This window comes from Paenibacillus fonticola DSM 21315, assembly GCF_000381905.1.
Taxonomy (GTDB): domain Bacteria; phylum Bacillota; class Bacilli; order Paenibacillales; family Paenibacillaceae; genus Fontibacillus; species Fontibacillus fonticola.
This window is the reverse complement of the sequence record NZ_KB907261.1, coordinates 1-21242: the sequence shown is the minus strand read 5'-3', so window position 1 is coordinate 21242 and position 21242 is coordinate 1. Positions and strand designations below refer to the sequence as shown.

Annotated in this window: 16 protein-coding genes; 10 read left to right on the top strand and 6 right to left on the bottom strand. The window is 46.1% G+C overall.

Annotated features, from left to right (window positions below):
• Positions 1–258: 258 nt before the first annotated feature.
• From G358_RS0117095 to G358_RS0117085, 3 genes are all read left to right on the top strand, one after another.
• Positions 259–1668, top strand: coding sequence for a deoxyguanosinetriphosphate triphosphohydrolase family protein (locus G358_RS0117095; RefSeq protein ID WP_019638466.1), 1410 nt, complete (start codon positions 259–261; stop codon positions 1666–1668).
• Between the two features lie 251 nt (positions 1669–1919).
• Entirely contained in the window at positions 1920–2120 is a 201-nt protein-coding gene (locus tag G358_RS0117090) for a helix-turn-helix transcriptional regulator (protein WP_033404185.1), read from the top strand.
• Between the two features lie 4 nt (positions 2121–2124).
• Complete coding sequence (locus G358_RS0117085) at positions 2125–2802, top strand: DUF3169 family protein (RefSeq protein WP_019638464.1); 678 nt, start codon at positions 2125–2127, stop codon at positions 2800–2802.
• 287 nt (positions 2803–3089) lie between these two features.
• Here G358_RS0117085 and G358_RS30335 read toward each other — a convergent pair whose 3' ends face one another.
• The 5 genes from G358_RS30335 to G358_RS0117060 form a co-directional block, all read right to left on the bottom strand.
• Positions 3090–5336: a glycoside hydrolase family 31 protein gene (locus tag G358_RS30335; RefSeq protein WP_019638463.1), complete on the bottom strand. Its 2247-nt coding sequence runs from the start codon at positions 5334–5336 to the stop codon at positions 3090–3092.
• A 23-nt stretch (positions 5337–5359) separates the two neighbouring features.
• Positions 5360–6178, bottom strand: a complete 819-nt coding sequence (locus tag G358_RS0117075; RefSeq protein WP_019638462.1) for a carbohydrate ABC transporter permease — start codon at positions 6176–6178, stop codon at positions 5360–5362.
• Between the two features lie 2 nt (positions 6179–6180).
• On the bottom strand, positions 6181–7071 hold the full coding sequence (locus G358_RS0117070) for a carbohydrate ABC transporter permease (RefSeq protein ID WP_019638461.1): 891 nt from the start codon (positions 7069–7071) through the stop codon (positions 6181–6183).
• A 108-nt stretch (positions 7072–7179) separates the two neighbouring features.
• The gene (locus tag G358_RS0117065; RefSeq protein ID WP_019638460.1) at positions 7180–8433 is read right to left on the bottom strand and encodes an ABC transporter substrate-binding protein; all 1254 of its coding nucleotides are present in this window, start codon (positions 8431–8433) and stop codon (positions 7180–7182) included.
• A 119-nt stretch (positions 8434–8552) separates the two neighbouring features.
• The gene (locus G358_RS0117060) at positions 8553–9602 is read right to left on the bottom strand and encodes a LacI family DNA-binding transcriptional regulator (RefSeq protein ID WP_019638459.1); all 1050 of its coding nucleotides are present in this window, start codon (positions 9600–9602) and stop codon (positions 8553–8555) included.
• Between the two features lie 319 nt (positions 9603–9921).
• On the opposite strand from G358_RS0117060, the gene G358_RS0117055 reads away from it, so the two are divergent.
• Positions 9922–10986, top strand: a complete 1065-nt coding sequence (locus tag G358_RS0117055; RefSeq protein WP_019638458.1) for a sulfate/molybdate ABC transporter ATP-binding protein — start codon at positions 9922–9924, stop codon at positions 10984–10986.
• A gap of 163 nt (positions 10987–11149) precedes the next feature.
• Here G358_RS0117055 and G358_RS0117050 read toward each other — a convergent pair whose 3' ends face one another.
• Positions 11150–11692, bottom strand: coding sequence for a hypothetical protein (locus G358_RS0117050; protein WP_157274400.1), 543 nt, complete (start codon positions 11690–11692; stop codon positions 11150–11152).
• 389 nt (positions 11693–12081) lie between these two features.
• Between G358_RS0117050 and G358_RS0117040 the strand changes: the two genes are divergently transcribed.
• The 6 genes from G358_RS0117040 to G358_RS0117010 all read left to right on the top strand — a co-directional run bounded on the left by G358_RS0117040 (position 12082) and on the right by G358_RS0117010 (position 19996).
• Positions 12082–12816, top strand: coding sequence for an MBL fold metallo-hydrolase (locus tag G358_RS0117040; RefSeq protein WP_019638455.1), 735 nt, complete (start codon positions 12082–12084; stop codon positions 12814–12816).
• 241 nt (positions 12817–13057) lie between these two features.
• Positions 13058–14827, top strand: a complete 1770-nt coding sequence (locus G358_RS0117035) for a cache domain-containing sensor histidine kinase (RefSeq protein WP_026342315.1) — start codon at positions 13058–13060, stop codon at positions 14825–14827.
• Positions 14828–14927: 100 nt separating this feature from the next.
• Entirely contained in the window at positions 14928–16475 is a 1548-nt protein-coding gene (locus tag G358_RS0117030) for a response regulator transcription factor (RefSeq protein WP_019638453.1), read from the top strand.
• A gap of 382 nt (positions 16476–16857) precedes the next feature.
• Entirely contained in the window at positions 16858–18183 is a 1326-nt protein-coding gene (locus G358_RS0117020) for an extracellular solute-binding protein (protein ID WP_019638451.1), read from the top strand.
• 38 nt (positions 18184–18221) lie between these two features.
• Entirely contained in the window at positions 18222–19097 is an 876-nt protein-coding gene (locus G358_RS0117015) for a carbohydrate ABC transporter permease (protein ID WP_019638450.1), read from the top strand.
• A gap of 17 nt (positions 19098–19114) precedes the next feature.
• Positions 19115–19996: a carbohydrate ABC transporter permease gene (locus G358_RS0117010; protein WP_019638449.1), complete on the top strand. Its 882-nt coding sequence runs from the start codon at positions 19115–19117 to the stop codon at positions 19994–19996.
• Positions 19997–21242 lie beyond the last annotated feature (1246 nt).

Genomic DNA, 21242 nt, shown 5'->3' with positions numbered 1-21242 from the left:
CGTTTACATTGTTATAGCTGTACTCCTTTATTACATTACTTTAATAACGTAACGAACTTGCAAATGGTTAATACAGCAGAAGAACAAGCGACGAAGCGATCGATTTCCTGGTTCCAGGGATCGGTCGCTTTTTAACTCCTACCTACTATGATATCGTTTTGATGTTGCTCTTTCTATACAAAAATTCATAGGCGCTTTATATTCCTCACTCTGGCGGATACAATATCATAAAGTACAGAATAAAGGAGAGTGCAGAGAATGAACATTCAGCAATTAAGACAGCATCGGCAGTTTCCTGATCAGACTGGATATGAGACCAATCGGGCGACTTTTGAGCGTGATTATTCCCGTCTCATTCACTCTCCAACCTTTCGGCGGCTGCAGGGGAAATCGCAGGTTTTTGGAGCGGGCACCGGTGATTATTATCGGACAAGGCTGACACACTCCCTGGAGGTCGCTCAAATTGCCCGTGAAGCGGCACGCAGTCTTCTTCGGACCTATCCGGCTGTCGCTACGGAGAATGCGGAGCACCCCGGGCTCATCATTGATCCTGAAGTTGTGGAATGCGCCGCGATCTGTCATGACTTCGGTCACCCGCCCTTCGGCCATAAGGGGGAAGAGGTGCTGGACGGCATTTTGGAAAACTTGATCGAGGACAAGACGAGAGAAGCGCTAAAAGGGCAGACTGCTTCGGCTGATCAGACGGAGAAAGTACGGGCGGCCTTGCGGGACAAATATGAGCATTTTGAAGGCAATGCGCACAACTTTCGGCTTATGTTGTTTTTAGAGAAGCGAGAGAACCTCGACGGCCTGAACTTATCTGATGCGGTTCTGCTCGGAACGAATAAATATCCTTTTCCGGGAACGGTGAACAAAAAAGGACTATACCGGCATGAATGGGAATACATTTCCGAGATTCGCAGCCGTTGGAGCATACCGCCGGGCAAAAGAACGTTTGAAGCGCAGCTCATGGATTTATGCGATGACATTGCTTATTCGGCGCACGATTTAGAGGATGGGATCAAAGCCGGAAAAATTGAGGTTCATGAGCATTTTCTGTTTGATTCGAACATCCAGCGGTTGATTGTCGATAAGGTTCTGACGCTGGAGGATGCATTCTGGAAGTATTGGACTCCAGAGCAGATTCAGATCAAAGTAGAGGAAGTACTGACTTCCTTTTTGAACATTTGGAAAACCAAACTGCCGATCTGCGATTATGACCCATCCCGTACTCGAAGAGAGGTCAAAGCCCATTGGGTCAGCCTGTTTGTCGGCAGTCTGGGCGTGATTGAAGAAGAAGGCTGGCAGAAGGTAACGTTCGTTCAGGAGGAGCGTGAGGATGAGGATATGCTGCGTACGGTAAGCGTGCTGAAAAGCTTTGCCTGGGTAACGATGATCCGTGATCTCAGAGTACAGCGGCTGCAAAAACGCAGCGCATGGGTGATTAAGCGATTGTGGGACGCTTTTGTTGATCCGGTCACCTCCAAATCGATCATACCGGGAGATTGGCTGCGCCGTTTCGACCGTGACCAGCAGCAGCAGCAGCCGATCTGGACGTGGGAGCACATGATCATTGACTATATTGCCGGTATGACGGATGCGTACGCCGAGAAAATTTACAACGAGCTTTATGGACTTAAAGTCGGTACGATCTATGACATGGATTAAAGCGGGATTCATCCCAATCAAGAGTAGAAGACAGAGGCGAGCTAAAGCTCGTCTTTTTCCCGTTGTTCTTATAGGATAACGGGCGAGGTCTTGTTGTCTTGTCTGTTATTAATGACTGAGTCTAGGTTCCTGAGTCATCAAATAGATACGAGTATAATAACTAAAATGACAAATATACCTTTAACTTTGACCAATATACTTGTCAAAATAATAAATATACTTTACAATAAGTTCATAAGGAGGTGGGGATGTTGAAAAGTCGTCTGAAGGAGCTTCGTGCGCGTGATGGATTGAACCAGACTGAACTTGCCAAATTGGCCAAAGTATCCAGACAAACCATTAGTTTAATTGAACGGGAAGAATTTATTCCTTCGTTACTTATAGCTGTCCGGATTGCACGGATTTTTCAAGAACCTGTCGAGGATATATTTATTATTGAGGAGGATGAATAAAGGGATGAAGATTTTTAGAAGCTTATGGTTCGGAGGGGTCACGGGATTAATATCAGTGCTGCTGATTTACAATACGGACCGGCTTAATTCCGAGTATGCCCAAGTTATCATCATCGGGATGCTGGCCATTATTGCATTGATGTTTGTATTAAGCGGAGCTATGTATAGTCAAGTGAAGAAGTTGAATAACAAAGAAGTTACAGGCGATGAAGAGGATGAGATCGACTCTATTAAATACAAGAAATTTACAGACTATTCTATTTTCATTCAGATCAGCCTGACGCTCTCTATTATGTCGCTATGCATCTCAATCATTATGACAGGGAACATGGTGCTCATTATTTTGTCTGTCGTCTCCCTACTGATCACCTTCTTATTTTCAGGCGGTTTGATGAATTTAATGAGACTGGTATATCCCCACCGCAGCATTCCAGATGCAACAGATGCTAATTACTCGGAGATGCTGTTAGAAATAGCAGATGACGGTGAGAAGCATATTATGCTGCAAGGACTGTATAAAGCTTACCATTTTATAAACTGGGTAATTATATTAGCTATTGGGTTGGCAACTGTATATTCCTTGCTTTCAGATCATTCTCAGTTGTTCTCTATCATTGTAATGAGTCTGGTACTGGTTTCAGTGAATTTAACATATCTGCTGTATATTCGAAAAAAGAATTAGAATGGTATTACTTTAATTGCGGTTTGTTTGCTCCGTTATCGTCTGTATCCGCTGCTGCCGCGCCTAAGGAGTCGATGAAAGTAAGCGGAATACCCGTGATGGTGAAAGGAGAGAAGGCAAAGTGTTAAAATGACCGTTTTGTCAAGTCTGAAGCCGTGACGACGATCGGTCATCATTGTTTGCGAAGTAATCAGATATGCTAGCTATTAAAATCCCCTCCGATCCGCAGTAATTAATCCATGCCCATGGACGTTGTTACTGTAGATCGTGAGGGGATTTCTTCTAATCTACTTGATTTCTATCCATTCCTTACGAAGCGGATGATAGAATTTGCCTGATCCTTCTGTGATTCCGTCAGCCGTGTAGGCTGTGAAGCTTACTTGTTCCCAATCGATATGGTCCGTCGTCAGCGCAGCCTCTACATGCGGGATCGCAGCGCCAGCCCGAACGAGCATAATGATCGGAATTTGACCGGCCTGGATCGTTAACCATTGCTGTCCTTCATATACCGCTCCAGTCTGATAATCCACCCATTGTCCTTGCGGCAAGTAGACGGTGCGATGATCGGTTTCTTCGAACAATGGCGCGACGAGAATGTCGGAGCCGAAGAGATATTGATCCTCGATCATCCAGCAGGTCGGGTCCTCCGGAAACTCCAGGAACATCGCTCTCAGCAGCGGATGGCCAGCCTCTGAACTCAAATAGGCCTGCGTATAAATGTAAGGCATCAGCTTGTATTTCATTTCGGCCGCAGCGCGGAAATCGTTCATGAACGATTCGCTGTAAGCCCAAGGCTCCTTCGGAGGGGCACCATGGCAGCGGCTGTGGGAGGTCAGCATGCCAAAAGGCATCCAGCGGCGATATAGAGCTTCAGGGCTTTCCTTCACGAATCCGCCGATATCATGGCTCCAATAAGTGAAGCCGCTCAGACCGATCGAAAGGGCTGCTCTCAAGCAAGCCAGCATGGCGGAATCGGTGTTCTCCGTATCGCCGCCCCAATGGATCGGGTAGCGCTGGCTGCCGGCCCAGGCGCTGCGTGCCCAAATGATACTCTCTCCGTTGACGCGCTCGGTCACATCGGCAACGGCTTTGTTGTAGCGGAGCGGGTACAAATTATGCTCCAATCGGCCGCTTTGGCCGGAATGGAACCGTCCAAAGATTGGTGCGCCTTCGCCAAAGTCCGCTTTAATGGCGCTTACGCCCATTTCAAGCAGCTCGGCGATTTTTTCCTGATACCAGGCTACGGTTTCCGGATTACTGAAGTCCAGAATTGCATCCTCTGTCGGCAGGTTTCCGTCTGGATCGGTAACGACAAGCCCTCTATCGATCAGCTCCTGGAAGTAGCGGTTCGTCGGTGTGAAATAAGGAATTTGCCATAGGCTGACGCGAAGTCCCTGCTTGCGCAAATCTTCGATCATTTTCCGCGGATCGTCGAACCGGGTATGGGAAAATTCGTAATCACAGCGCCAATCCTCTTCAAACCACCCTGTATCGAGATGAATGACGTCGCATGGGATTTGGTGCTCCTGCAGCTTCTGAGCAACTTCCCGGGTCTGTGCCTCCGAATCATACGTAATCCGGCTCATCCACAGGCCAAAGGACCATAATGGCGGTACCGGGCTTTTGCCGGTCAATGCCGTATATTCGCTCAGCACTTCTTTCGGATCGCCGAAGAAGAAGAAGAGATCCATACTGTCGTCATCCATGTAAATCGTATTGGCCGCATCGTACTCTTTGCCGATATCGAGCGTGATTGGCGCTGTGGAATGGATAAACATGCCGTACTGCCTGCTGCTCAGGAAGAAAGGAATCGGCTTGTACATATCGCCAGTCTGTACGCTGAGCGAGTCGCGGGTCCACAGGTCGATGCGCTGGCCGCGCTTATTTAATCCGGTGAAGGATTCGCCGGTACCATAAATTTTCTCGCCTGGCGCCAGGCTGAAGGTAGCTGCGATTTTATGGGACATATCTTGAATCGAACGGGCAAATGAGAATGGGACAGGGTACATATTTTGCAAACTGAAGGTATCTTGATGATGCCAGGTTTGCGTCAGCACTTTTCCGTTCGCGTCTTTAAAAGTCAGGTGGAAAGGATGAAGCCCAAGCTCGACCTTTCCGTATTGGCTTTCCCATACATAGCCATCATCGGTCTTTGCAGCCGATGTCCATGTCGAATCCTCGTTAATTTCTCCTGATATCATGAGAGAAGGCTGTTCTTTGGCAACTTTTCTCCGAGTTTGTATGCGAATACGCGCTGTTCTTGGTGTAACAAAAGAAATATCAAAAGGCATTTCAGGAGACTCCGGATACTCTACCGGGAACTCCCAAGATTGAGTAGGTTCAATAAAGAAATCGTATTGGTTGAACGCAAGCCTCGGCTTGCGGGTAGAGCGCAGCCATTTGATCCGGCCGTTTCTCGTTTGCGGATCAAAGCCGGTGACCTGATCGCCCATAAAGTTCAGTGTATCGGACTGATGAAAGGGAATGCTAACATCGATAGCTTCATTGAGTCTGCTAGTTTGATAATGCTTCATGGTTTTCCCCACCTATATCTATATTATTTAACCGCTCCGTTAGTAAGTCCGCTGATGATATAACGTTGTAATACGATGAACATAGCAAGTACCGGAAGAACGGTTATTGTGGCAAAGGATAATAGATTGTTCCATTGAATGCCGTATTTACCCATGGAATTGTATACGCCGGCAGTTAACGGCCACATTGCGGAATTACTAATGAAGGTCATGCTGTAAATCAAATCGCCCCAGGCAAAGAGGAACGAGAATGTAGCCGATACGATAATTCCTGGATAAGAAATCGGAATCATGATTCTTAGGAATGCGGTGAACCGGTTGCAGCCATCGATCATCGCCGCATCCTCGAGCTCTTTAGGCGCGTTCAGGAAATAGGTTCTGAGAATGAGCACCGAGAACGGAATCCCTAGCGTTGCCGTAGCGAGAATAGGTGCAGCCAAGCTGTTGAGCAGTGCCATCTTTTTGAACAAAATAAACAACGGCGTAAGCACTACGGTTACCGGCAGCATTTGTGTAACTAGGAAGAAGAGAATCATCCACTTCTTGCCGGGCACCGGATATCTCGCAAGTCCGTAGGAAGCGGGAATGGCGAGCACAACGACGATGGCCATCGAACTGATAGCTACAATTAAACTGTTAATAAAGCTTCTTCCGAGAGCGCCGCTGAGCTGTGAGGTGTAGCCTTCCACATACCAGTCATTCGGAATAAGCGTCGGCGGCATCTGGAATATTTCTCCCTGTACTTTGAACGAGCTGACGATCATCCAATAAATAGGGAACAGGAGGGCACCTACAATGATGATCCCAACAATGCTTAATATGAGCTCTTTTGATCTTCCCATTTTTACATCACCTCATCGCTGCGAACCATGCGCAAGTAAATCAGACTGACTATGAACAGAATCAAGAAGAGAATGTTGGACGCCGCTGCGCCTTGAGAGAAATTGAATTGATCAAAGGACAGCTTGTAGGCCAAGGTCGACAGCACTTCCGTCGCATTTACCGGTCCGCCGGCGGTCATGACGAAGATCAGGTCGAACACTTTAAACGTAAAGATGAAGCCCATCATGATGACGATCATAATGACCGGACGAAGCATCGGCAGGGTCATATACATGAACTGCTTGAATTTATTCGCGCCGTCGATGGAAGCCGCTTCGTAAATATCGTCAGGCAGCGAGGAGAGTCCCGTAGAGAGCAGCATCATGTTAAATGGTGCTCCAACCCAGACGTTGGCGATTATGACGCTCCACATAGCGAGCTCCGGATGCGTCAGCCACTCGATCGGCTGATCCACAAAACCGATGGAGAGCAGGATATAGTTGATAATCCCGACGCTTTGGTTGAACATGAATTTGAACAACAGCGACGTAATAACGATTGGAACTAGATAGGAGACCAGCGTCAAGCCTCTTAGAAACCCAGCCAAACGGAATTTCATATTGAAGAACAAGGCGAGCGCAAAGCCGATCGTAAATTGCAGGAAGATACTCCAAAATGTAAAGAAGAAAGTGTTTTTAAATGCGATATGAAAAGAGTCCAGACCGATGACTTTCCGATAATTTTCTAGACCTGCAAACGCGATATCGGGATTGTTCAGCGACATTAGATCCAGATGCTGAAAGCTGATTTTGACGTTGTAAAAGAGCGGATAACCGATCAATACGAGCATGAAAATTAGCGCTGGAACAACATAGGCCAGACTAATCAGCAGATTTCTTTTATTTAATTCCACAAGAACTGCCCCTCTCTAAGGGATTGTCCTTCTCCATGACCTTTAAATAAAGGTCTTGGAGAAGGGAAAATAGAGTCTAAATTGCCTTTTTGCGCAAGTGCGCGATGGCTATGGATTGATAATGTCTTTGATTTTTTGTCCGGCTTCTGCTGCCGCAGCGGCTGGGTCCATCGCCATGGAGAACGATTTTTGATATGCTTCCTGCAGGATGGACGAAATTTCAGGCCATTTTGGATGCGGACCGCGCGGTTGTGCGGATTGCATTTGCTCCAGGAATCCGCTTAAATGTGCGTCGCTTTTCCAGTGATCGGACTTTTCGGCCACGTCTTTGCGAGGCGAGAAGTAACCGGTTTGTACGAGGTAGGATTCCATTTGCTCAGCTTCGGACATCCATCTCAAGAAATCCCAAGCCCCATCTACGTTATTGCCTTTAATTACGGCGATATTCTCTCCGCCGAGTACGGAAGCTTCCTGCTTGTCGATCGGCAGTTTGGCAATGGCGAAATTCATATTAGGAGCATCCGCTTTTACGCCGGCAATGTTCCATGGACCATTCACCATCATGGCCAGCTTGCCGGAGGAAAATTGTTTTAAAGTATCGCTGTTAGACAGGTTGATGACTTCTTTGCTGACGGAGCCGTCTTTGATGAGATCCGTCAAGAAAGTGAATGCGCGGGCAGCTTCAGGAGAATCGATGCTGTCGTAATTTGCGCCGGTGGAAAGGAGCCATGGAAGGAAGTCGAAAGCGCCTTCTTCGGATTTAACGGCAGCAAACCCAAGGCCGTAACGATCACCGACGGTTAATTTTTTTGCTGTTTCGCGAAGCTCGTCCCAAGTTTTTGGCGGCTCGGCGATACCGGCATCTTTAAACATATCGGTGTTATAGAAGAGGGCAAGCGTGTTGCTTGTAAACGGCAAGCCATACAGTTTGCCTTCGTATTTGGCGGATTCCAACGGGCCTTCAAGGTATTGACTGCCTTGGCCCCATTCGTTTACACGTTCCGTAATATCCTCGAAGATACCGGCAGCGGCAAAGGAGGCATGGTCAGGGTTGTCAACGGTTACGATATCTGGTAATTCTTCACCCATCAGGCCTACGGACAATCTTTTTTTCATATCGCCGAACGGTACGTATTGTCCAATAACCTCATATTGATCCTGCGAGCTGTTGTATTTTTGAATTGCTTCTTTAAGTGCAGTTTCTTCATTGCCGCCAAAATAATACCAGAAAGAAACTTGTTTTTTGTCTCCGCCGTTACTGGCATCGTTTTGGCCGGCGCTTTTTTGTTCCCCTCCGCATGCGGTAAGTATGAGACTGAAGATCATCGTGGCAATGAGAATAAGTGATGCCTTTTTTTTCATATATTCGAGCCCCTTTGTTTGATAAAATGAGTTGAAATATGATTGGAATGTTTTAGAAATGATGTACGTTGATCATTTTGTTGCAAAAAGTACTGTACTGATAATATAGCGCAAAAAAATCACAAAAAGAAATTGGCGTTTTCGCTTAAAGCGACTTCAAGCTTGCTTAAGTTAAGAGATGGAATGAACTCGGTTGGGCGAGTCAAATGATCAAACAACAGTTTAACAGCGGTATAGCCTTGATTATGCGGATCCTGGCAAATCGTCGCTGTAATGATATCTTTCTGCAAATAATCATGCACTTCTGGAGTCATGTCATGACCGATCAGAGCTGCGTCCAGCCCCCAACTTTCGATATATTGGGCCATGGCGGCAAGTTGTCCGGTAGCCAAATAAATGCCGTCTACATCCGAAAGCTGGTCTTTTATTAAGTGTTCCAAAGAGCCCTCGATATTATTCCTATCCAGTTTGAGGGGGCCGATCATTTGCACGTTGTCGTAACGTCCGATGACCTCGCGAAAGCCCAGGATCTTTTGCTGGAACTGGAACATATTTTCCGTCTCGAGGATGAAGGCTGTTTTCCCTTTGCGGCCGATAAATTTGCACAGCAGTTCCGCGGCTAATTTACCGGCATCCCGATAATCGCAGCCGACGTAAAATAAGCGCTTACTAATAGGAGAGTCAGTGTTGAAGGTGCAGGTAGCAATGCCTCTGTTAACAGCTTTGTCAATCAGCTCCGCGATCTCGAAGGAACCGTCAGAGGAGATGGCGATACCGTCGTATTTCCCGCTGTCGACGACTTCGTTGATCTTTTCGATCTGCTCTTCAATGTTAGTATTCATAGTACGGATAATATCCACTTGAAGACCGAAATGCGACAGCTCTTGAAGGGCGTTGTTTACGCCAATCTCAATTTGCTCCCAGAAATAGATGGGATATGTTTGAAAAATAACTGCGATAGATATCATTCTGTTTCTGGATAGATAGCTTGCCGACTTGTTAGGTGAATAGTTCAGCTCCTCGACAGCTTGCATAATTCTGTCGTAAGTAGCCTTTTTGACATTCCCCCTCTGGTTTAATGCTCGATCGATCGTAGCTACTGACAAACCGAGTTTTTCCGCTAGCGTTTTGACGGTTACCTTGTTGTAAGACTCTTTTGACATGTTCATCACCTTTCACATCCCTGCTCTCGAAACTAATCATAAAATATAATGTGAGGATATGTCAACGTTTTCACAGAAAAAATGATCAACGTTAATCATTTCGGAATTCATCATCCTTATGAATGCGATATGGGAGTAGGAATTGAATGGAATAAGGATCATGAGGGTAATCTCTTTGAAACGCTAAAAAATTTATGAACCGTAATGGATTGACGGTAAAGGCAGGGTTTGGTAAAGTGTTTTTAAGATTATAATGCCGAGTAAGTTCATAAGAATAATATACGAAACGGTCGGGTAAGGATTCAACGAAAGGGTGTGGCCTGGAATGCATGTTGAGGTTAAAAATTTGGAAAAACATTTTGGAAGTTTTCATGCGGTGAAGGATGTCAGCTTCGGAATTGAAAAGGGGCAGCTCATCGGCTTGCTCGGTCCAAGCGGCGGCGGAAAAACTTCTATTTTACGCATTTTGGCAGGGCTGGAACAGCCTGATTCCGGTGAAATATTGTTTCATGGGCAGCGGGTGAACGGACTTGCTCCGCAGGAGCGGGGGATCGGTTTTGTATTCCAGAGCTACGCACTATTCAAGCATATGACCGTTTTTGATAATATCGCTTTCGGTCTTCAGGTGAAGAAAGAGGCGAAGTCCAAGATCAAGGAACGGGTAATGGAGCTTGTTGAACTAACCGGATTGAAAGGCTTTGAACACCGCTATCCTCACCAGTTATCTGGAGGGCAGCGCCAGCGTGTTGCTTTTGCCCGCGCTTTAGCGCCAGAGCCCCAGCTGCTGCTGCTGGATGAGCCGTTTGCTGCCATTGATGCCAAGATTCGTCAGGAGCTTCGTTCCTGGCTTCGCGAGCTGATTGAGCGCGTGGGAATTACTTCAATCTTCGTAACACATGACCAGGATGAGGCGATTGAAGTAGCCGATGAAATTATGATCATTAACCAGGGACGTCTGGAGCAAAAGGGAACGCCTTGGGATATTTATAAGGATCCATATACCCCGTTCGTGGCGTCGTTTGTCGGTCAGTCAACGCTTGTAGAGAAAGCGTCCGACCTGAAAGGCTTTGAGACGGAGGCGGAGGACCCGGGCATTCGCGCACTCATTCGTCCCGAGTATATTGAGGTAGGAACCGAGCAGGAGTTCGTCCTTAAATCAGCTACAGCAGCCGGGGTCGTTAAGCACCTGCACTTCCGGGGCAGCGAATGGCTCGTCGAGGTCGAGGTGGGTGGACATAAATTAACTACTTTCCGGTCCTTGGAAAAGGAGACCCTCCAGGCCGGACAAGAGGTACGAGTGCTTGTACACCGCGCGTATCTGTTTAATGATGAGAAGAGCTGGATTGTAGAAAATCCGCTAAAAGGCGATCCGTTAACCGTAGTGATTTAAGCTTGATGAATGTCAAATCATTATTTTTGTGAAGTAAACCAACATAAATAAATAACCGTCTTGGGAAATCCGGGACGGTTATTTTTCGTGGAAGCAGGAGATATCTTAAAGTGAGAAAAACTGTTTTAAGGTATTTGCATCCTAGTTTAGGGAAACGGCGGTGCTATTCTGTGAATTGTATGAACGAATGCACCATGCGATCTTTTGGGGTCGAATTAATCGTGTCAATAAATTCAATATCCAAGAACTTTAATTTATTTTTCCAAGCGAACTCTTCAGAATCTGCATTAAATTCCGCGTATCTATCAAAAATATAACTCAAATAAAGCAGATTAATGAATACACGTCCATCCTCGAACTTAAACCAGCCGCTTGGTACTACAACTTCATTGTCTTGTTCTGGGTAAGAAGCGGATAGAGCAAACACAAGCTCTTGTCCATTGTTGCTTATTTTGGCTATTTTAGCTTGATGATCCCATGTAATTTTATCCACGTTCGATGCAAAAATATCGCGTACTGCCACATCATTTCCTTTTACGGTAAAGGTGCTGGCTTCTTTTGTCCCCTGTCTAACGATAACTTCAGTGGCTTCATTATTCGTGGGATAAATACTCACTATCCTCTCTTGAAACGGGATGAGCTCGGCATAGGTTCTTAATGGGTCAGCAAAAAGTATGAAAATAAAACAAATCCATATTTTTCTCAATGTTATCAACTCCTTATAGGCAACATAATATAATGCCATTATATTACTTTTTCCTTTTTTGAGAATACTGATGCTATGATGGATTGGACAGTATGCAGGAGCTAGAGCTGGAGCTGGAGCTGGAGCTGGAGCTGGAGCTAGTGTATCTTTCAGAAGTGATAAATCTTCCAGGATGGGACATCTTCAGCTAGCCATCGATAGATATGCATTTACGAGATTCTGCTGACAACGGGGTGACTAGGAAAGTGAGCAAAAGAGTACAGGGCAAGGCCGGACAAATTACGGATCAACTACACGGGCGATTGGATGAACAAATAGCTAATCCGATAGTTAAACACATAAATGATGAAACCGGGGATCGATTAACGTTTTGGGGAACGGGAGACGCAATGGGCGTACCCAGAGTATACTGCGAATGCGGGGTATGCCAGGATGCGAGAGAGCAGGGCGTCAATCGGCGGTACCGTTCATCCGTACTGCTGGAAAGCAAGGAAGGGTCATTTCTAATCGACTGCGGTCCGGATTGGCGTACGGCGATGGAGCGCCATCGTGTGCGTTTTGCTGAACAAATTTTGGTGACGCATGCTCATTTTGACCATATCGGCGGGCTTCCGGAATGGGCCGATTCCTGCCGGTGGTTGAATCGCCGGGGCCAGCTTTACGCCCCACAGGAAGTAATCGACATAATTATACGTCAATATCCATGGCTGCCGGGGCAGCTTGATATGCATCCCATCGGCCAAGGGTTGGAATTAGCAGGATGGCATATTGAAGGCTGGAAAGTATTCCATGGCAAAAACGGCTACTCCTATGCCTATCGCCTCACCAAGCGGGGATATGTCTGGGCGTATTGCTCCGACGCGATCGCGCTTTCCGAGGAACAGAAGGCGCCGCTTCACGGCTTGGACCTGCTCATTCTCGGAACGAGCTTCTACGAGGAGAAGGCCGAATTCTCGACCCGGTCTGTTTATGACATCAAGGAAGCGCTAGAGCTCCTTCAGGAAATTCAGCCGAAGCGCTCGCTATTCACTCATTTATCTCATGATATCGACTTGCGCCGTGACTATGGACTGCCTGACAATGTCGCCTTAGCCTATACAGGAAAAACCGTTCTGCTGAAGTAGCAGGATGGTTTTTTCGTATGCGGCCAGTATGGGATCACCCTACGATGCAAGCCTGTCTTCTAGGGACAGTGACCTATGTTGGAGGAAGAGAATAGTTAAGTGGGGGTATACCCTGTTCGGCGAATATGTTACCATAAGGCCCAAGTGGAATATATATCCTTATAATGATAAATTTTAAATGGAAGCGTTTCCCCTTGGAGATGCTTATTCGTTTTGTTTAATTATGATCGGGGTGTGAGACATGAAAAGGTGGCTGGGAAAATCTCTTAAACATAAGTTATCAATCTTAATCATTATAGCAACACTAGTTCCCCTGCTGTTTCTTGGATTGTTCTCTTATAACTTAGCGTCAGACCTTACAGAGGAGAAGGCCAAAATATCGGGGATGAATACGCTGCGCCAGCTGGAAGCTTATTTGGCGACGATGGTCAAGGATGTAGAGAACATGTCCTTATTTCTAATCGGACACAATGGGGTGCAGAATTATTTAAAGTCGCCTGAGGGCGACTTTGTCCAGCAAACGTCGATCATCAATTTCTTGACGAATCTGGCATTCTCCAAAGATTACATTGCGAATATTATTATTGAACCCTTGGGCGCCAAACCGCCTATTTCACATAAGTCATTAACCGGATCTGATTTCATTGATATTACCGAATCCGTTCCTGATTATTATGATGAGCAGCCCAAATGGTGGTCGGGTGTACACCAGCAGTGGTCCTTCGATGGAGTCCGCAAGGTCATTACGCTCTCCAGGCCGATTCGCAGTACAGACAAGTACAAATTGATTGGCAAAGAGCAAATTAATCTCGATCAAGCTGTTATTGCAGGGGAAATCAGGCAAGCGGTTTTGGAGAAAAGCGGATTTGTACTGCTTCTCGATGAGCAGAATCGGATTCTGGCTGGACCGCCTGAATGGGAAACAAACTTTTTAATCTCGGATTATTATCCGGACATTGGACCGTTCGAAGGCGTGAGCGGGTTTCTGGACTACGGGGAAGGAGCTGAGAAGAAAACGATTCTCTACAAAACGATGTCCAGTGGAAATTGGAAGCTGGTTGGAATTATTCCATCTGAAGAATATCGTTCGCAAAACCGCTATTTCCTTACTTTGACGGCCGTAGCCGTCTCGGCCGCAATCCTGTTTGTTATCATTTTCGTGCTCTTTATTATCCAGAAAATAACGAATCCGTTGTCCCAGCTAACTAGCTTTCTTAAGCATAAGAGCCCAGAGGAGTCTTTGCCTGCCATTCCTGTGAAATCCATCGATGAAGTGGGCCAGCTGATTATAAGCTATAACAAGCTCAGCTCCCGGATTGTCAAATTAACGGACGAAGTGAAGCGGAATGAATCGCTTAAAAAAGAAGCGGATATGCATGCCCTGCAAATTCAGATGAATCCGCACTTTCTGTACAATACGCTATCTTCAATTCATTGGCTGGCTCTTATGAACCACGATAATAAAATAGCGGAAATGGTAGGCTCATTGAGCGACTTTTTAAGGTTTAGTCTGAATAACGGTCAAGAATATTGCTCCATCGAGCAAGAAATCATCCATGTCAAAAATTATGTAAGCATTCAATCCATTCGGTATCCGAATAAATTTTTATTTCAGGTCAATGTAAGTGCAGCTATACAGGAGCAGCTCACATTGAAGCTTCTGCTTCAGCCATTGGTAGAGAATGCCATGCTTCACGGCATATTGAAGCGGGAAGAACAAGGCTGTATTACGATCTCAGCCGAGTGCGATGAGCAAGGCATTCATTTTACCGTTACAGACGATGGCATCGGGATAACGCCTGAGCGTTTGAAATGGCTTCGCACTCAATTGTCGGAGCATCCGGATCATAAGAAAGAGCATTCCGTTCATGGCGGGTATGGGCTGCGTAACGTTCATAACCGGCTGGTGCTTCATTACGGCAAGGAAGCAGGGCTGCATATCGATAGTAGAGAAGGAAAGGGAACTCGCGTCATGTTTACGATCCCCTGCACAGAGAGCGCAAACAACTAACGGGCGGTGTTCAAGAAGTCTTCCTCTGAACACGAAATAATCAAGGGGCAGAACGCGTTTTCTACAGCAAACAAGCAATGCTGCAAAGGAGATGATGACAATGAAAGTACTGATTGTGGACGATGAAGTGATCATTCGCACTGGATTAAGCAGCGTAATCAATTGGGAAGCTAATGGATTTACGGTACTGGAGCCGGCCGCCTCGGCGGAGGAGGCTTTATTGCGCATACCTGCGGAACGCCCGGAAATTATTTTTACAGACATTCGGATGACTGGGAAAAACGGTCTGGAGATGGCTCATGAAGTTAAGAAGGAATACCCTGACACTGAAATGATTGTCATCTCTGGATTTGATGAGTTTGTATATGCCCAGCAGGCCTTGCGGGAAGGAGTCAGTGATTATCTGCTCAAAACAAGCCGTCCTGATGAGATCATTCAAGCTGCTCTACGGGCAAAAGGGCGGCTTGAGCAGCGAAGACAAGTGGATGAACTGGGAAGGGCGAAGGAAGCTGTTGTGAACCGCAGCTTTTTAAGAGAACTAATGACTTCTGCTTCAAACCCAGATGAGCAAATGGCAGTGGAGCTATGGAACAGATATCCGCATCTGCGGACGATCAAAGGCCAGCAGCAGCTGCAGATCTGGATTATCTCAGCGCAAACTGAGGATCTGGGGGAAGTCAACAATCTCGAGGTTCTGCATAGCAAGCTTGGTGAAATGTTAACCGGACTGCTGCCTAGCGAGTGGCTGCCTTGGAATGAATCTTTACTGCTGCTCGTAAAAATCGAAGTGAATCATCAAGGATGGAACCCGGTTGAGCAAGCGATTCAAAAAGCTGGACAAGTGCTCCAATGTGAGACATTCGCCGCTTGCGGCCGGAGTGTTGAGGATGTGCGCCAACTGCGTGAAGCTGTTGATACAGCTGTACAAGCTAGCTCCTATGCCTGGCTATTAAGTCATGAGCGGTGTATACGCTATGACGAACTTGGTGAACGCAAAGGGCTGCGCATGGTCTGCACGCAGGAAGAAGAAGCTGCCCTTTCCTCCTTGCTGCGGGCAGGCAGCACAGAAGACTTACGGACGGAGATCGGAAATATTTTAGAACGGATCAAGCAAAATGATCAGGCGACGCCCGGTTCGATGCAGGCTTACTTGCATTCCTTACTTATCACGGGTTATCGGTGGCTGGAACGCACCGCATCTTCAATCGGATATTTAAATCCGCTGCCTCATGGGGAGCAAATAGATAAGTTGGCGTTGGCGAACAGGCCGGAAGAGACGCTTATGGTTCACCTTGAATCAGTGATGAAGCAGTACAGCCTGATGGTTTCTGGAATAAGTCCGGTTCAGCGGGCCCTTGCCTACATTCACGATCATCTGGACCAAAGCCTTTCACTGAGTCAGGTAGCCAGGCATGTACATATGAACCCAAACTATTTTAGCGAAGTATTTAAGCGGGAGACAGGACAGAACTATATTGAATTCGTTACGCAGGCCAAGCTGCGCAAAGCGATGGCACTGTTAAGGGAGACGCCTGCTAAAATCAGCGAAGTCGCAAATCAAATTGGATATGAAGATATTAAGTATTTTAATCGTTTATTCAAAAAATTTACGGGTCAAACCCCTTCAGAGTATCGCAGCAAAAGCTGAATTAAGTCCCTCTATCAACTGAATTATATCCCCTATGAGCCGGTTTCCCTCCTCACTATACTTTAAGAAGGAGGTTCAAAAAGTTATCTTTTACGAAGTATCCAGAGGCATATTCGCCGTTGAGTCTTCATTCTGCCGGGAGCTTACGCAGGTGTTGCAAGCGTATTCTTTTGAAGTCGTTTCTGCATAAACATGCAGCACCACTCCCCGGCCTCCAGCTTCATTCAACCTTCTGAAGGATTTGGAGGAGTCGCTGCATCGTAAGTCATAAACTCTGGTACAGAAGAAGCTGACTTTTTGAACCCTGCCTAAGGTATTCATTATTACTGGATGAACCAAGGCTGTTCTTTGGTTCGCTCCGCATAACTAAGGGGGATTAAATATGAAATCAATCAGAAGAATGAGTCTTTTGCTGTTGATTATGGCGATGTTCCTCGCAGCCTGTGGGAACAGCGGCAGTGGCAGTAACAAGGCGGACGGAACCAAGAAAGAAGAGAAAATAAAGCTGTCTATCTGGCATAACTTTGCCGGTGATGACCTGCGGGCCAAGACGGTAAGGGATCTCATCGATAAGTTTGCTCAGGAACATCCTGAGGTGGAACTCGATGCACAAGCAATTCCGCCTGATGGCTACCGCCAACGTTTAAGCACAGTCGCTGCTGGAAACGAGCTCCCGGATTTATTTTTCGTCTATGCGGGAAGTCATTCTGCGGAATTATACAATGCCGGACTATTACAACCGATTACAGAAGTTACTGATCAATATCCCGAGTGGAGAGACAAGTTCCTTCCAGGTGCATTTGATCCGTATACATTTGAACCGGACAAAATTTACTCAGCTCCTATAGGGATGTCGGCAACTTCCATCCTTTACTACAACAAATCCTTGTTTGAGCAATATAATGTTAAAGTCCCAACAACATGGGATGAAATGATGATAGCCATCGATATTTTCAACGAAAATAAAATAACTCCGATTGCATTAGGGAATAAGGCGCCATGGGTGGCACAGTCGACCATCATTGGTTCGCTCGCCGATCGTGTAACCGGAACAGAATGGTTTATGAATGCTGTTGCCCAAAACGGCGCGGAATTTACAGACCCTGAATTCATCGAAGCGCTGGGTTACTTTAAACAGCTTGTTGACAAAAAGGTTTTCCAAGAGGGAGCAAACAGTATCGACAATACGCAAGCAGAGCAATATTTCATCCAAGGCAATGCGGCTATGATGATTAGCGGCGCCTGGAGTCTTACCAATATGGCAGCTTCAGCAAGTGAGGAGCAAATGAATGTCGTTGATGTTACCGTACTTCCAGCTATTCCAGGAGGCAAAGGAAATGCGAATTCGATTTCCGGCGGTGCAGGCGGCGGTCTGGCTTTAAGTACACGAACTGAAGGCGCAGTGAAAGACGCGGCCCTCGAGCTTATTTATGCCGTTAGCGGCCCGGAAGCACAGAAGGCGATTGCAGAGAGCAATTCTATGGTGATGTATGATACGGATATTGATGAATCCAAAGTAAGCTCACTTTACTATAAAGCTTTCAATTTGGTTAAGCAGAGTAATATTACACCGGTCTATGATGCATATTTATCTGCTGAAGCGGCAGAAGTGATCAACAACGGACTCCAAGAAATTATGGTAGGCGGTACTCCAGAAAGTGTCGCGAAGAAGCTTCAAGAAGCACAGGCAAGGTCAAAAAACCAATAATAGGCTATCTTGAGTCAACATAAGGAGGTAGACTTCTCATGCCTACCGCTCTGCGGAGTAAAGGATTTATTGCACTAGCCCTGCTTCCGGCGCTGCTTCTATTCGTGGTCTTTGTTATCGTTCCTATTTTTTGGTCCGCTTATTATGGAGTATTCGAGTGGAAAGGAATCGGAGCATCTAAATTTATTGGTGCAGGTAACTATCGTGAAATTTTACAGGACCCTATTTTCTGGAGAGCGCTAAAAAACAACTTGATTCTAGTTATATCGGCAATCATAGGGCAGATTCCTATTGCGCTTCTCTTAGCTTTAGTTCTCGTCAAGAACTCGTTTTTCTCCCGCTTTATACGTTCGGCAGTATTTATGCCTATGGTTCTTTCAACTGTTGTAGTAGGGCTGATTTGGGGATATATCTATCATCCGCAGTTCGGATTGGTCAACACCATTTTGGAGGCCGTCGGGCTGGAGTCTTGGACACGGGCTTGGCTATCCGTACCTCATGTGAACATATTCGCGATCACAATTCCGATTAACTGGAGCAATATTGGGCCCTACATGATCATCTTTATTGCAGCGTTGCAAAATATATCGTCAGAAATTTACGACGCGGCTCATATCGATGGAGCATACGGGAGAAAAAGGCTGTTTTACGTAACACTGCCTATGATCTGGAGTACTGTGGTTGTTACCATGGTACTCTGTATCTCGGGAAGCTTGAAGGCGTTCGATCATGTAATGGTGATGACGCAAGGAGGACCGGCACAATCGACAGAGTTGCTAGCCACTTATATGTATAATAACACGTTCCGTGTTTATCGCTATGGATACGGTTCTGCCGTGTCTACCATCATCATGATCATAAGCGCCTTACTGATCGGGATTAATTATATCCTGACTCGAAGGAAAGAGAGATAACGAGGAGGGGAAGGAGAGTGGAACTTAGAACAACTACAGCTGCCAATATTGCCATAGATTCCACCGGTAAAAAGCTTGCATTAAAGGGATTATCCGTTCTCGGGAAATTGATATTAATCGGATATGCGGTTCTTACGCTGTATCCCTTGTATTGGTTGTTTATTAGTGCATTTAAGACAAATGAAGATTTTTTTAAGAACCCTTACTCGCTGCCACACGCCTGGATGATAGAGAACATCACCCGGGCGTGGAAGTTAGGAAACATGGGAAGGGCGATGCTGAATTCTACATTTGTGACGATAACAGCTGTCATCCTCACGCTTGTTCTTGGCATTCTTGCCGGATACGTGCTCTCACGATTTGAATTCCGGTTTAAGAAAGTAGCTGTAACCTTATTCCTGGCAGGTCTGCTTATTCCGATTCATAGTACGCTTGTGCCTTTATTTCTAATGATGAATAAGATCCACCTGCTGGATACTTACTGGGCGCTAATTTTACCTTACACGGCATTTGAGCTTCCACTCGCTGTATTTTTAGCTATAGGCTATATGGCCTCTATTCCGCGGGAAATTGAGGAAGCGGCCATGATCGATGGTAATGGCTGGTGGGGAGTTTTTGGCCGGGTGATCTTCCCGCTGTGCAGTCCAATCGTCGCGACCATTTCAATTTTAGCGTTTCTGCGGTTCTGGAATGACTTTTCTTTTGCCCTTGTATTCATTAACTCACAGGTGCTGAAGACACTACCGCTAAGTTTATCCTTATTCTCGGATGGCTTTGGTACGGATTATAGCCTGACGATGGGGGCAATGGCTATCGCCGTCATACCTACCATTGCTGTGTATTTGATCTTGCAAGATCAAATTATGAAGGGAATGGTGGCAGGCTCGGTTAAGGGCTAAGAAGGCTAAAGGTGCTAAGGAGCGCGCTAAAAGCTGTTCGCTAAGAAGTGCCTAGAGGCGCTAAGAAAGGTTAAGAAGTGTGGCAAGAAGTGCTTAGAGTTGCTAAGAAGTGCTCTGAAAAGAGCTCGCAAGAAGTGCTTAGAGGTGCTAAGAAGGGCTAGGATAGGAAGTGCTAAAAAGTGTGCTCAGAAGTGTTCGCAAGAAGCGCTCAGAAGTACCAGGTAGGCTAAGATAGTACTAGAAAGTGCTAGGAAGTGCTAGAAAGTTCTAGAAAGTGCTAGGGGTTCTAGGGATTTATGGAAGTGCTAGGAAGAACTCAGAAGGGCTAAGTAACGGCTAAGAGCGACTAAGTAACGACTAAGTAACGACTAAGTAACGACTAAGTAACGGCTAGAGCGACTACAGACGATAAAGCTAGAGAGAGGGGCTGTCTAATAAGCCCCCAAATAAAAAGTTGGGTGGAAAAATACAATGTTTTCCATCCAGCTTTTTTATGGTTTTGCTTTTTGATGTGATCCGCCCTTATTTAATGGATTCATAGTAGTTATTTTCGGCAGCAAAGAAGAGAATGTAAATTTAAGTGGATTTCATGTCATTAGTAGGGGGAAGAGGGTCATCCTGGACTGGATTTTTGATTTTTGGTGCATCAAATCCATCTAATCCCCTGAAATATTCGTTTCGAGCATAATTAGATACACGATTTCCATTTAGTCTAAGTCCCTGCTTCGTGTCCGACAGTTTTATAGAGGAGCTAAAGATGGAGATGGGTGCCCTCAGTCACCTATCACTTTTGAGACAGCCCCTTTTGCTTTAATTACCCGAAAGTTACAGTGAAAGCCCCAGGCCTGAAAATAAAGGCTATATTGTCCTGCACCCTGCAGAATATTTACAGATTTCTGCATCCTATACTAAGTATTTACGAATGGCCACGCAGTCACGCTTATCAGCCTCTGTTGTTTGATTCTAGCTATGATGAACGATAAACAGACAGCCCTCCACATTGCTACATCTCGTAGGTTAAAATGGAAAGTGGAAAGACCAACCATTTCAGAGCTACATAGCAAAGGAGAGCTGATACTATGCAGTCTATCACAAAATTCGTCGGTTTAGATGTATCCAAAGCAAAAATTTCGGTGGCCATTGCGGATTCAACCGGGGAAGCCCCTCGCTATTACGGGAGCATTCCACATTCGGCGGCGGCACTTCGTAAACTCATCAAAGAACTGGGGCCAGCCGATCCCCTTTC